General features: G+C 34.1%; 17 protein-coding genes. All 17 read right to left on the bottom strand.

The annotated features are described in order from the left end of the window. Window positions 1–57 precede the first annotated feature (57 nt). Window positions 58–315, bottom strand: a complete 258-nt coding sequence (locus ACFFLS_RS17350) for a phosphopantetheine-binding protein (protein WP_379684252.1) — start codon at window positions 313–315, stop codon at window positions 58–60. Between the two features lie 2 nt (window positions 316–317). After that, on the bottom strand, window positions 318–935 hold the full coding sequence (locus ACFFLS_RS17345) for a 3-oxoacyl-ACP synthase (protein ID WP_379684253.1): 618 nt from the start codon (window positions 933–935) through the stop codon (window positions 318–320). A 97-nt stretch (window positions 936–1,032) separates the two neighbouring features. Further along, a complete protein-coding gene (locus ACFFLS_RS17340; RefSeq protein ID WP_379684254.1) occupies window positions 1,033–2,172 on the bottom strand; it encodes a beta-ketoacyl synthase N-terminal-like domain-containing protein in 1,140 nt (379 codons plus the stop codon). 63 nt (window positions 2,173–2,235) lie between these two features. Continuing rightward, window positions 2,236–2,802 (bottom strand): hypothetical protein, encoded by a 567-nt coding sequence (locus tag ACFFLS_RS17335; RefSeq protein WP_379684255.1) that lies wholly within the window; start codon window positions 2,800–2,802, stop codon window positions 2,236–2,238. A 46-nt stretch (window positions 2,803–2,848) separates the two neighbouring features. Continuing rightward, a complete protein-coding gene (locus ACFFLS_RS17330) occupies window positions 2,849–3,298 on the bottom strand; it encodes an acyl-CoA thioesterase (protein ID WP_379684256.1) in 450 nt (149 codons plus the stop codon). Next, on the bottom strand, window positions 3,273–4,556 hold the full coding sequence (locus tag ACFFLS_RS17325; RefSeq protein WP_379684257.1) for an ABC transporter permease: 1,284 nt from the start codon (window positions 4,554–4,556) through the stop codon (window positions 3,273–3,275). The genes ACFFLS_RS17330 and ACFFLS_RS17325 overlap by 26 nt, the downstream gene beginning before the upstream one ends. Continuing rightward, window positions 4,546–5,244 (bottom strand): ABC transporter ATP-binding protein, encoded by a 699-nt coding sequence (locus ACFFLS_RS17320; protein WP_379684258.1) that lies wholly within the window; start codon window positions 5,242–5,244, stop codon window positions 4,546–4,548. Before ACFFLS_RS17320 ends, ACFFLS_RS17325 begins: the two co-directional genes overlap by 11 nt. Before the next feature lie 61 nt (window positions 5,245–5,305). Further along, the gene (gene darH / locus ACFFLS_RS17315; protein ID WP_379684259.1) at window positions 5,306–6,304 is read right to left on the bottom strand and encodes a BtrH-related acyltransferase DarH; all 999 of its coding nucleotides are present in this window, start codon (window positions 6,302–6,304) and stop codon (window positions 5,306–5,308) included. Further along, a complete protein-coding gene (DarG, locus tag ACFFLS_RS17310; protein ID WP_379684260.1) occupies window positions 6,304–6,708 on the bottom strand; it encodes a flexirubin biosynthesis protein DarG in 405 nt (134 codons plus the stop codon). The genes darH and DarG overlap by 1 nt, the downstream gene beginning before the upstream one ends. 163 nt (window positions 6,709–6,871) lie before the next feature. Further along, window positions 6,872–7,336 (bottom strand): hotdog family protein, encoded by a 465-nt coding sequence (locus ACFFLS_RS17305; RefSeq protein WP_379684261.1) that lies wholly within the window; start codon window positions 7,334–7,336, stop codon window positions 6,872–6,874. 10 nt (window positions 7,337–7,346) lie between these two features. Beyond that, complete coding sequence (locus ACFFLS_RS17300) at window positions 7,347–7,778, bottom strand: hotdog family protein (protein WP_379684262.1); 432 nt, start codon at window positions 7,776–7,778, stop codon at window positions 7,347–7,349. Window position 7,779: 1 nt separating this feature from the next. Next, complete coding sequence (gene darB / locus ACFFLS_RS17295; RefSeq protein ID WP_379684263.1) at window positions 7,780–8,913, bottom strand: dialkylresorcinol biosynthesis protein DarB; 1,134 nt, start codon at window positions 8,911–8,913, stop codon at window positions 7,780–7,782. A 17-nt stretch (window positions 8,914–8,930) separates the two neighbouring features. After that, window positions 8,931–9,833: an NADPH-dependent FMN reductase family protein gene (locus ACFFLS_RS17290; RefSeq protein ID WP_379684264.1), complete on the bottom strand. Its 903-nt coding sequence runs from the start codon at window positions 9,831–9,833 to the stop codon at window positions 8,931–8,933. A 217-nt stretch (window positions 9,834–10,050) separates the two neighbouring features. Next, window positions 10,051–10,932 carry a lysophospholipid acyltransferase family protein gene (locus ACFFLS_RS17285; protein WP_379684265.1) on the bottom strand — a complete coding sequence of 294 codons (882 nt, stop codon included), beginning with the start codon at window positions 10,930–10,932 and terminating at the stop codon, window positions 10,051–10,053. Then, complete coding sequence (locus ACFFLS_RS17280) at window positions 10,932–11,186, bottom strand: acyl carrier protein (RefSeq protein ID WP_379684266.1); 255 nt, start codon at window positions 11,184–11,186, stop codon at window positions 10,932–10,934. Before ACFFLS_RS17280 ends, ACFFLS_RS17285 begins: the two co-directional genes overlap by 1 nt. Then, a complete protein-coding gene (locus ACFFLS_RS17275) occupies window positions 11,179–12,414 on the bottom strand; it encodes a beta-ketoacyl-[acyl-carrier-protein] synthase family protein (protein ID WP_379684267.1) in 1,236 nt (411 codons plus the stop codon). Before ACFFLS_RS17275 ends, ACFFLS_RS17280 begins: the two co-directional genes overlap by 8 nt. Before the next feature lie 164 nt (window positions 12,415–12,578). Beyond that, complete coding sequence (gene flxB, locus ACFFLS_RS17270; protein ID WP_379684268.1) at window positions 12,579–13,310, bottom strand: flexirubin biosynthesis SDR family reductase FlxB; 732 nt, start codon at window positions 13,308–13,310, stop codon at window positions 12,579–12,581. Window positions 13,311–13,316: the final 6 nt, after the last annotated feature.

Here is a 13,316-nt window from a genome sequence, read left to right as displayed (position 1 = left end):
TTTTAGATTTGAACTTTGTCAAAGTTTCAAACTTTGACAAAGTTGATGGAATGGAAACTATTTAGTTCTATTAGCCTCAATATAAGCAGCCATAGTTTCGATAGATTGGAAAATAGATTTTCCTTCTTTCGGATCAACTAATTTAATTCCGTAATCTTTATCTAAAATCACGATCAATTCAAGTGCATCAATCGAGTCCAAACCTAAACCGTCTCCAAACAATGGATCGTTATCTGCAATATCTTCAACTGCGATATCTTCAAGGTTTAAAGTAGTAATGATTTTGTTTTTTAATTCTGCTTTTAATGCTTCCATGATTATTTATTGTATAATGTATTGATTGTTTCGTTTTTATATTCTGTTTTTTCTTCTGTACCGAGAGTGCAAAGAAACGCTTTATAATTGTCATTAAAAAATTCTACCCATCCGCATAAAACCGTATCTGCTTTATTCGTATTCAGCAGAATACTAGAATAATTCGACATAAATTCGGTATTAAAGGTGTCAAATATAAAGAAAGAATTTTCACTTTTCAGCTGATGACGAATACTTATTTCTCCTAAACAGATATTTGGCAGTGTGTAAACAAAGACTGCTGGGCTCGGAAAATAGTTTTCTTTGTCTGAAATAGACTCCTGATGTTTGACGTCGGTATCTAAACTTGACGATTTATTAGCCAAAACCAAAGCAATATTATTTTCTTTTTCTTCTGATGTTATTGGACTTAAAAGCAGTTCTGAACCAAGAAAAGCCAATTTGCTCAAAGCATCCATTTTGAAAAATTTTGGATACTGCATTTCAAAATGTCGATACGCTTGTTTTGAGAAATCGCCAAAATCGGTTGGTTCGATTTTGAAAACAGAATTTCCGTCGAGAACAATTTCGTTGTTTTCGATTTTGATATAGGATTGTATGTAGGTTTTATTTTGAGTCATTTTTATAATTTAAACACGAATTTCAAAAATTAGTACAAATTATTTCAAGTTTAAAAATTACACAAATTCATTCGTGATAATTCGTGTAATCTGTATTTTACTTCACTTTCTCAAAAACCACAGCCGTATTACAACCTCCAAATCCAGAAGCTGTTTTTAGGAAATAATCAATGTTCTTTTCTTCGTTTTTCTCAATTACATTTATATTTTCAGTTACACCGATTTCATCAAAACCTTTTGATTCAAAAAGTGTATTTTGATTGGCAGATTCAATCGCAATTACCGTTTCCAATAATCCTGAAGCGCCTAAAGTATGACCGTAAAATCCTTTTAAACTATTAATTGGAACATTTTGCAAATCCAGACGATTTAGAGCAATCGCTTCCATTTCATCATTGAAAGGTGTTGCGGTTCCGTGTGCTGAAATATAATCTAATTTTTGTCCGTCAATTTGGGCTTCTTTCAAAGCATTTTGAATACTTAAAAACAAACCTTCACCCGTTCTCGAGGGTCCCGAAATATGGTTGGCATCGTTGATTGAACTATCACCGATTACTTTTATTTTTGCATTTTTGGCTTCCGCCGAAACTAAAACAGCCGCCGTTGCTTCGCCTAAACTTACACCAGTTCTGTTTTTAGAATACGGTTTGCAAGGCAATTCGCTCATGGCCTGAAAAGCATTAAAACCAGACAAAACAAATTCTGAAACTTCGTCGCCAGCAGCAACAAAAACATTGTCGTAAAGACCTGACTGAATCATTCTTTTGGCTATTGAAACTGCTAAAATTCCTGAAACGCAAGCATTTGAAACCACGATTGGTTGTGTTTGAAATCCGAAGAAATCGGAAATGTTTTTTGCTAAAACATCCAAATGCGCGTTGTTGAAACTTTGTTCGGAATTGTCTTTTAAAGCTGTTACATTTCCTTTTGTGGTAGAAAGTAAAAAGGCAGTTTTTGAGTTCAAATCTACTCCTGAATTTCTGATAATCGGCTCTAAAGCCAGAATCATCATTTTTTCTAAACGAGAATATTTGGTTTCAGCACTGATTTTTGAAAAAGCACTGTTTATTTTTTCATCAGAAATGATAGAAGCATAAAACGGATTTGGCATCAAAGAAATGTCATTATGAATCTGAATACCAGAATCGCCACGAAGAATCGCTTCTACATTTGATTCGACATCAAAACCTATAGGAGTGATACAATTCGTTTCATTTATAAATACTTCTCTTGTCATTTAGTATTATTTTTTCGAATATATAAATTTGTGTCTCTTGAAAACTAATATTTTAATTGATTGTTAAATTGCTTTATCTTCATAAAGTATTTTTCTAGATTGTTCTTCGTATTTTTTTTTCAAGGTAATCAGGTCATTTTTATATTGCTCACCTAATGAATTTGGTATGAATTCATTTACTTCGTCAAGCGTTACTTGCCCACTTGGTATTTTATTTAGAATTGTGATAAACCCATTAAATGTCTTTTGAAAATGATTGATAAAAAAAGTAGAAGTTTCATCGCTTAACGATTCATGCAATAAAATACTTCGTTTTTCAATAAAAATAAATGCATCTTTTAATGGTGTTGAATCAAAATATAAATGAGTTTGTTGACTTCTTTGAGCTTCTTTAAACTGTTCAGGAATATCATGACGTATATAATATTCAGTTTCAATAATCTTTTCCCATACTTCTTGTAAAGTTTTTAGTAAAGTATCATATCGTTCTTTTCTTATTGTTATTAATGTCTTTTGAAACTCTTCTATTTTATTAAAACGATTATCAATTCGTTTTTGAATAAAATGTGTTGCAATACCCACAACAAATGCTGAAGTCAATAAATTGGATAATATATTTATGTCTATCATGTTTTTTAAATTTGTGAAAATGGGTGTAATTTGTAGCTAAAAAACATTATTTCAACAATCCAACTTTTCGTTTCCATTCTTCATAAAATGGAGGATTGGTCAGCATTAAATTTCCGTCTTTATCTAAAAAAACCTGAGTTGTTTCTCCTGTGCAGGCAATTTCTCCTTTTTCGTCAATGATTTTAAAACGATAAATCATTTTGGCTGCGGGTGTATCAACAACGGTTGTTTCGATTGTTACCACATCTCCGTAGCGTAAAGATAATTTATGTTCGCAGCTCGATTTTACGATTGGCGTTGTGTAGCCAGTTTTAGCAATATCTAAATAAGTCAATCCATGCTCGCGTCCAAAAGCTTCACGTCCATCTTCAAAATAAGTTATATAATTGCCGTGCCATACAATTCCAAGTGGATCAGTTTCGTTAAAACGAATTCTGATTTCGTGTGAAACAGTTAGTCCAGAGGCTTCTTTATACTGTTCTTTTCTTTTTGTCATAGAATAATGCAATGTAGGTTGTGATAATGAAAAACAAAAACAGGAGTCCTATTTTTGGAAGTATTTCGACAAATGAAACACTTCTTAACAAAACATCGTAAAAAGCTTCAAGTGCCCAGTTCATAGGCGATGATTTAGCGATGTACTGCATGATTTTTGGCATGGCAAAAACGGGAACCCAAACACCGCCAATAGCAGCGAGGATGATTACGCTCGTTGCTCCAAATGGTGCCGATTGCTCTTGAGTACTCGCAACAGTGCCAAGTAAAATTCCGTAACCAATTGCGGCAAAACCAGAAAATAATGCTACAATACTCATCATTACCAAATGCCCTTCAATGTTTAAAGAAGGAAGTCCGATGGACGGAAATAAAAATACCGCAACAGCCACCATCATGTAAAACTGAATCATACAGATAATGGTGTATGTAATCGTTTTTCCTATAATTACAACCAGATTAGAAACCGGATTGGTTCTTAAACGAACAAAAGTCCCTTGTGATTTTTCTTTTACGATATTGATAGACAACGGAATTACGATAAAAAATATCGCAAAAAGCGTCCAAGCCGGAACATTGTGCTGTACAGAGTTTGGACGTACTTCTTTATTATTGATTTTTGGAATTATTTCTTTGAAAGTAATAAAACTCTTTTGTTCAAAATCGGTACTTCCTTCACCTAATTGTTTTTCAAAAGTGCTATAAATCGATTTGGTTTCAATTTGTGAAATCATTTTGTCGATTGAACTCATGACAGCATTTTTAAAACTCATCTGAACCGCAGGATCAAAATACAGTTTTACTTCTTTTTCTTTAATTTCTCGCTGCGATTCTTTCGTTGCAGTGCTGTCGGCTAAACCTAAACTGCTTACAATTTTTTCGACATTTTGGTCTACTTTGGCTTGCAAATCAGAACTTAAGTTTTCCGGAATTACTATTGCTAGCTGAAATTTGCCTTTGTAGACATTTTCTCTAGCAATATCTTCGGTAATATTTTTGTCGTCAATCTGCGTTACAACGGTAAAGAGATTGCTTTTTTCTAAATTTTCAAAAACGGTTTTAGAAACAGTTCCTTTATCATTATCAACCAATAAAATAGAAATTTTAGAATCGGTTACTGTTTTAAAAGTGCTGTCCTGAATTAAGGTTACCGTAATAACCAAAACTAACGGCATAACAAACAGAATAATCAATCCGCCCAAATCTCTCTTTAAAAGAAGAAACTCTTTTACAACCGACATCCAAATTTTATATACCATCTCTCAACGCTTTACCGGTTAATGAAATAAAAACATCTTCAAGATTTCGAGCTTCTGCTGTATCATTAATTAAAGATGTTGGAGTTCCTTTGGCATAAATCTGGCCTTGGTCTAAAATGGCAATATTAGTACAGAAATCTTCTGCTTCTGCCAAATGGTGGGAAGTGTAAATAATTGTGGTTCCGTTTTGGTTGAGCATTTTTAGGTACTCCATGATAGCGTTTTTAGAATGAACATCAACACCAACGGTTGGTTCATCTAAAAATAAAACTTTCGGATTGTGCAGAATTCCCGCAATCAAATTAACGCGACGTTTCATTCCGCCAGAAAAAGTTTCAACGGCTTTATCTGCAAATTTCAAAAGCCCTAAACGATCCAGAGCTTCAATTACTTTATCTTTTAAATCAGAACCTTTTAAGCCGTACATACTTCCAAAATAATGAAGATTTTCTCTGGCTGTCAAGGTCGGATAAAGTGCATATTCTTGAGGAACAACACCAATTATTTTTTTAATTTTTGATGAATGGCTGGTGTAATTTAATCCATCAATAGTAAAATTTCCTGCTGTCGGTTTAACCAAACCGCAAAGCATAGAAATCAGAGTTGTTTTTCCGGCGCCGTTTGGTCCTAGCAGACCAAAAACTTGTCCTTCATTTATGTCAAGCGAAACATTGTTCAAAGAATACATTTCTGCATTTTTGTACTTTTTCGAAAGGGATTGTATTTGTATTATAGGCTGCAAAATATTTTTAGCTGATTGCTTTTTTTAATTTTTTAAAAAAGATTTCTTCTCTGTTGGCAATGTCCAAAAGTTCATCGGCAATAGTGTTGTAGGCATCTTCTTTTACACTTCTGTTTTTGTAAATACGCGAAGCTTCAACAGCAAAATCACGCCATGAGTCGCCAATTTTTGTCATTTCTTTAGAAAGTTCTTTTAGTTCTTCGTTTCCTAAAACTACCGAAGCTTCCTGTAGGAATGCGGCATAAATAAAACGAAAACCTCCGCCACCTGTACCGATTTCTTCCTGCATACGAACCATTTGTGCCAAATAATGATTGGCTTTTTTTGTTCCGTATTTTGACGGCCATTTTCTAATACGTTTCGAAACGTATTTAATTCCGCCTACACCGATAAGAGGCAATGGTGCCAGCATATCGCGACAGGTGTTTTTGATTCCTTTAATGATGGCGCTTTTTAAATCGATATTTTCTGGAATGTAAATTGGGTAATACATTTGCCCTCTTGGAGCAAACGCCCCTTTGGCAAAACGAACTTTGTTCATTTCATCATGTGTCAAAGTAGTCACAGTTTCCATTACTGGATCGCTTACCAAATAATGCGTTTCAGTTTTTCCGTAAACAACTAAATTGTGAGCATTGAAATGAAAACGATATTCATCAGGAAAATAGCTTAAATGGTAAACACCAACTTGTAATCCTGTTAGAATATTATTTTTTAGGTTTTCGTCTAAAGCTTTATTTGCTGCGCTTTCAGAAGAAAATTTTTGTCTTTTTATTTTTAGATTTAAACGTGTAGCGACTTTATTAAAAATCTGTCCAGGCAGCGTTCTGTAACTAATAGCTGGTGCATGATTGACTTTTAAAAAAGGAAGATATACGAAAAAAAGACCTGAACCAATACCAAAAACCATCGGTTCGCTGATGTTAAGTCCGTTGCTTTTAAGCAGATTTGAAGCTACTCCATTTTCGCAGTGCGCAGATTGATGATGTGTAAAAGGTAACTCCATTATTTGGTAATGCTGTTTTTTAATTCTTCTACAGAAATCGTAAAAGTATCAGCGTATTTTTTTAAAGTTTTATCATTTAGTTTAGCAAAGACACTTGGTTTAAAATGTCTTTTTATGCGCCATTTCCACAAACCTACATAACTTGACAAAATGTTCAAATCCATTTTGTTAAGTTCCATAAAATAGATAATCGGACTTGCTTCGCCGTCTAAAACCTGTTGTTTTGCGTCGGCAATGCGTTCGTTGATTTCGTCGATTGAATTTGAAAGCGCAATTGTTTTAGGCTCCCAGCCCGTACTTAAGGTTGTGGTATATTCTCCGTTTTCATCGGTTGCATACAAAAGCTCCTTTACATTGTTTTTTGTTAAATTGCTTTTATCCTGTGGTACATTTTCTTTTTCCATAGTGCTAATTTAAATTACCAGAAATATAAAGGCTACCGCCGCGCATAAACTAATTATTAAAAACCTGAGATTTGTAAATGCCAAATTTCTCTTTTTCTTTACAAATAATTAAACTGAATCAAAATTCCGATTAGTTAATAAAAAACGATTTGTTTAAAATTCATTAAGCTGGAATTGTCTTTTGAATAAACAAATTAATTTCGCATTCTAAGAGAATCTGGTCTTCCAAAAAGCTTTTGCAGCTCATGGTGCATAAAGTATAATCTTCTGTTGGAAACTTTGAAACCAAAGAGGCTTTGGTTAAAATGCTATCACCAACTTTTGGCAGTGCATGTATTTTTACCGTTTTTAGAGCACTGATAAATCCGATTACATTTACGTTTTCATTTTCTTCTCCGTTCTCATCAAGAAAATATTTTTTTCCGACAATAGCCGAGCAGGTTTGTGCTGTATTTTCAATTAATCCCGCTTCAATAAAAAGATTGTTGTCTACAAAAACATTGTCTTCTTTTATTAGAAAAACCGTTTCTACCGATGTGGCATCAATATTCAAAATTAAATCGACCATAAGCAGTGGTGCTCGGTGAGGTAGATAATTTTGTATGTCAACGGTAGAAGTTGTTTCCATAAATTTATTTTTATTTGGCCAAAACGGTTTTCATTTGTCCGCGGGCTATTTCTTCATTATTTAATGTCGTAACGATGTTTACCAAAGTAATTCCGGCAAATTCCTGTAGAATAGTAACTTCTGACTGAATCGAATCGTTAAGCTCCGGAAGTCTTGTAATTGCAATTTCTTTAATAGATCCGATATATCCAGTTGGGGAAACTTCATTTTTTAAAGAAAACTGATATCCGGTATGCAGCGCTACAGACTGCGCCATATGTTCTATTAAACCTGCTTCCAGAAAAATATCGTTTTTTACGAAAATATTATCACTTTGTACTGTTAATCCTGAAATCAGTGAAGTTTCAGAATACGTATACATGGTGTCTACCATTACAAAAGGAAACTTTTGTGGTATTAGATCTTCGACAGTCTTTTTTTCTAAAAGAGTTAATGTTTCCATTTTAGCATACAGTTAAGTAAGCATATGCGAATGAGAATCTCCCACTTTCAGGAACAGATAAAAGAATGTGCTCGCCCTTCTTCAATTTCCCTGAGTTCATCAATTCTTCCAAAGCAAGGTAAATAGAGGCAGAACCAACATTTCCTACTCTTGAAAGATTCATAAACCATTTCTCATCACTCATTCCAATGCCTTTTTCCACAAGTCCTTTTTTCAAACCTTCTACAAAGAAGTTAGAAGAAACGTGAGGAATAAAATAATTAATATCTTCAGATTTGATGTTGTTTTTATCCATGGCATCTTTCATGCTTTCTGCACCTTTTGTCAGGATAAATTCATCAAGTAATTTAACATCTTGTTTGATAGCAAAAACCGATTCGGTCAATAATTCTTCTGGCTCGTATTCGCTCCAAGGTTTAATATCGCCGTTTTCTAATTTGTCACCTCCTGCATACATGCAAGTTTCTAATTCGTAAGCATACGAAAAAGCTTCCATCCATTCTATTTTTAGAGAAATCGAACCTTTTGGTTTGTTTTCCAATAAAAGGGCGCCCGCTCCATCAGAAAGCATCCATCTTAAAAAGTCTTTTTTGAACGCAATAATTGGCTGTTCTTCTAAGTTTTTCAAGTTTTCAACTTCAGTCTTGTACTTTTGTGCAATAAGCCAAGTAGAAACTTTTTCTGACCCTGTGCAAACTGCATTTGCTGAATTACCAGAACGCACAGAAAGGAAACCGAATTTTAAAGAATTCATTCCTGCACAGCAAACACCTGTTGATGAATTAAGCTCAACCGATTTGTTTTGCAATAATCCGTGAACCATAGCAGCATGTGATGGAAGGAAGATATCAGGAGTTGAAGTTCCGCATGAAAGAACTTCTAAATCCTGAGGCGTAAAGTCCTCATCAAAAAGTTGTACAATAGCGTTGCGAGTTAACTCTGCGTTATTGTGCGTGCTTTTCCCATTTTTATCAACAGCATAATAACGGCTTGTAATTTTGTTGTTGCGCAAAATAATACGTCTTGCTTTTGAAGCAGTGTCGTTGATTAGACCTAAATAGGATTCCATTTCATCATTTGAAACAGCTTCATTCGGCAGATATTTTGCAGCCTTTGTAATGTATACGTCAAACATAATTTAAATTTCGTCTTCTAAACTCCTTGATAATACTGAGTTTCCTTTTTTATTTTCGTTAACTTAAGTGGGTAGGTAATCAGGTGCAATATATACACTATTGGTGAGATTAACCAAATCGCAAGGAATAAATAAACATTAAATACTTTTAAAAGCTTTTTTCGGTTTTTTTGATTTTTATAAATGATATTTGACCATTTATTGAAAATTTTATTGGCCGTTTTATCAACAGTTACTAAATACGAACTGATCTTTACTCCTCCTGCGGCAACCAATTTTGGCTGTAAATTGGCTAGATTATTCTTATGAAATGCATCTGCCATAATTTTTCCGAACTGATCTGACTCCCTAATATCTTTTTCAGAAACTCCTGGTAAAGGAAAAATTCCGAGATATTTTTTCTTGACGCCAGAAAACATCCATTCTACAATTGTTATTACACTGATTAAATTTCCGACGCGGTCAACCAAGGCAATATTTCCAACCAAATCTGCGTTAGCTTCTTTCAACAGGACTTTTATTTTTTCCTGAGCCATAATCCACATGTTTCTGGAACCGCTAATTGTGATAACTGGTGTTCCGTTTAAAATCTTTTTGGCATCGTCGCTTTTCAGGAATGAATTTATCGGTATGGAAGGCGAAAGATACCAGACCTGATAGTGAAACAATACTAAGTCGAATTTTGTATTTAAAATTTCATCTGGAACCGGTTTCAGCGCTGTCGGAATCTGTAAAAAAGATTCCGGAAAGGCATCAAAAAACGAATCCTTATTCCATGGAAAAGGAAAAGGCTTCTCCAGCTGAATTTCGTAAAAGGTCAGCTTTATGTCTTCAGACTCCAGAAATGGCTTCGACACATTTTGTGCAATCGATTCCAATTGTCCGGATTGAGAATAATAAATTACGAGAACATTTTTCATTTAGGTTGTCATAGCTTTGGTGGAAGCGCAAAAATAGTTAAATTTATTTAAAAGGATTTTTCTTCTTTTACAGATTGTCATTTTTCCCTTTTAAAAGCGTATTTTTAACAATTTATATTACTTTTTACAAGTTTTTTCTTCTATTTTATAGGGAAAAATTCAGCAAAAGGGGAATAATTTTTTTTTTAAACAAGTTAATTCTTTCAAAAAAAGAGCATTATTTCTTGATTTGGTTCCAAAAATCGAAATAATTGAACCATTGCAGCGGATATTTTTCTAAAATGCTTTCTACGCTTTTTACGTATTCTTTTAAAAGTGCTTTTTCGTCGCGGTGTTTTACAACAGCTTCTCTTGCATACAAATGATAGTGTAAGTTTGCTTCTTTCATTACATAAACAAAAACTACAGGGGCTTTTAATCGTGAAGCAATTAAAAACGGCCCAGCGGGAAAATTGGCTTCTTGACCCAGCAGATTTTCTGTCAGTGATTTTGTGCCTTCAAAATAACGGTCTCCTGTAAAACAGATTAACTCGTTATTGGCGAGTGCGGCATTAATTTCAAAAATATGCGATAAGTCTTCTCTTATAATAATAAACTTAACAGCAGGTTTCTGAGAAACAGTTTCCAGATAATCTTTTATTGCCGAATGTTCTAAATCTGTAGTAACAAGATTGATTTGGAAATCAAGGTCGATTTCGCCAAAAAAGTGTTCTGCAATTTCAAAATTACCAACATGCGCACTGATTAAGACACCACCTTTTTTTTCGGCAAGCAGTTTTTTTAAAGTTTCGATTCCGTCAAATTCGTAAGTAAACTTATTACGCATTCCTGCCGAAATCGAAATTTTATCAATAAGGGTTTGCCCAAAAGTGTAATAACTTTTGAAAACCATTTTTTTGGATTTGAAATAGGAAAACTGAAGTCTTTCTTTAAAATAGTAAAAGATAGCTCTATTACTTTTTCTTAAAAATAAAAAGTAATAAGAAGCAACAAAATAAAGTAAGACATAAGCAGCTTTTACACCCGCTTTTTGAATTAAAAAAACGAATATTTTATAACCTAAAACTGTACCTTTAGATTTGCCATCCCATTGACTCATTAAACAGCTTTAGCTTTTAGTTTAGCTTCGATAAGGTCGTAGAAATTCTGAAAAGTAGCAATCCCGACAAAATCAGCTTCAACCAGTTTTACACCAAAGTTAGCTTCGATAGACACCACAAGATCAACATAATCTAAACTGTCTAATCCTAATGTATCCTTTAAATTGGCATTTGGTTCAATGTCATCATTGTCTACTTCAAATTCATCAACCAAAAAACCGTTAATTTTTGCTATAATCTCTTCTTTATTCATTGCTCAATTTAAACTTTTTAACCACCAACGCAGAGTTGGTTCCTCCGAACCCGAAAGAATTGGACAAAAATATGTCAAATTTTTTGTTTAACGTAGTTTTAACTAAATTTAATTTTTTAGCGTCTTCATCAGGATTTTCTAAATTGATGTTCGGCGCAATAAAATCGTGCTGCATCATCAGTATAGAATAGATTATTTCGCTGGCACCAGCCATCCAACATTCATGCCCTGTCATCGATTTTGTCGAACTTACTGGAGGGTTTTTCTCACCAAAAACTTCATAAATTGCTTTTGCTTCGTTAGCATCACCGACTGGTGTCGAGGTTGCATGAGCATTTATATATTCAATATCTGAAGCTTGTAGTTGCGCATCATCAAGAGCACGTTTCATGGCTGTCGATGGTCCTTCTACATTTGGAGTAGAAATATGGCCTCCGTTTGAAGAGAATCCATAACCGACAACTTCTGCGATAATATTGGCGCCACGTGCGATAGCAGATTCATAACTTTCTAGAATTAAAGTCGCACCACCACCACTCGGAATAAGTCCGTCACGGTCTGAATCAAAAGGTCTTGAGGCTTTTTCTGGGTCGATTTCTCTATTTGAAAAAACGCCTAAACCATCAAAACTGCTCATGGCATATTTGTTAATTTCCTGAGCACCTCCAGTAATTATAATGTCCTGAAAACCGCTTTTGATTAAATAATAAGCCAATCCAATAGAATGAGAGCCGCTCGCACAAGCCGCACTTACGGTTAAATTAATGCCTCGAAGTTTAAAAATCGTCGAAAGATTCATCGTTACCGTAGAATTCATCGATTTAAAAATTGCTCCAGAACCAATTAGGGCAGTATCTTTTTTATCGCGTACAATATCAGTAGCTTCAATAACGGCTTTAGAAACGCTATCGTTTCCATACATAATTCCAACTTCTCTTTCATCAAAAAAAGCATCGTCGATATTGGCGCTTTTCAAAGCTTCGATTGTTGCCATATAAGCATATTCGGTCTCTTCGCCAATGCTCATGCGTTGTCTGCGAGTCAGTAAATTTTTTAAATCAGCTTTCGGAACTATTCCCGTCAAGGCCGATTGAAAACCAAATTCTTTTCGTTCAGAATCAAACTGAATACCAGATTTTCCTTGGTATAAAGATTCTTTTACTTCATCTAAAGAAGTTCCGATACAAGAATAAATTCCCATTCCAGTAATTACAACTCTTCTATTCATCGTCTATCAAAGTAATTTTTTAATCTATAATTGTAATTGTCTTTAAGCACATAGAAACCTGCAAACTTAAAAAAGATTTTGTGTTTTGTTTAAATTAATACAGCCGGCTATGTGAAAGAATATATTTTTCTACATATAAAACTATGTTTGTATGTGTTTAAAAATTAAGAATATATTCCACCGTTAATATTAATAATTTCTCCTGTAATATATCCTGATTTTTTAGAAATCAAAAAGCTTACCAAATCTGCAACTTCCTCGGCTTCTCCAAAACGATTTACCGGAATTAGCCTTAATAATTCTTTTTCGTCTAGTTCGCTGGTCATATCGGTTCTAATAAATCCTGGAGCAACAGCATTTACAGTAATGTTGCGTTTTGCCACTTCTTGCGCAAGCGCTTTTGTAGCAGCAACAATTGCGCCTTTTGCTGCAGAATAATTAGTTTGTCCTGCTGTACCTTTTACACCCGAAACCGAAACAATGTTTACAATTCGGCCGAATTTATTGCGTAGCATTTTTTGAATAAAGAACTGTGTTACGTTAAAAAAACCATTTACGCTGGTATTCATTACGCCATTCCAATCCTGAGGAGTCATCCACATAAAAAGACCGTCTTTTGTAATTCCGGCATTATTTACAATTGCTTCTACAATTGCATCTGGATTGGCTTCCTGCCATTTTGTTAAAGTATTTTGTACAGAATCAAAATCAGCAACGTCAAAACCTAAGATTTCTCCAGTCGCACCAAGTTTTTGTATTTCCTGTAATGTTTCTTCTGCAGCAGTTTTATTCGAATGATAATTTATAAGAATATGATAATTGGATTCTACGGCTAATTTTTTACAAATTGCACTTCCAATTCCTCTTGAACCGCCTGTTACTAATACACATTTCATTTATGT

The sequence above is a fragment of the Flavobacterium procerum genome (assembly GCF_042431625.1).
Classification (GTDB): Bacteria; Bacteroidota; Bacteroidia; order Flavobacteriales; family Flavobacteriaceae; genus Flavobacterium; species Flavobacterium procerum.
The sequence above is the reverse complement of the archived record's forward strand: the minus strand, read 5'-3'. Positions and strand labels throughout refer to the sequence as shown.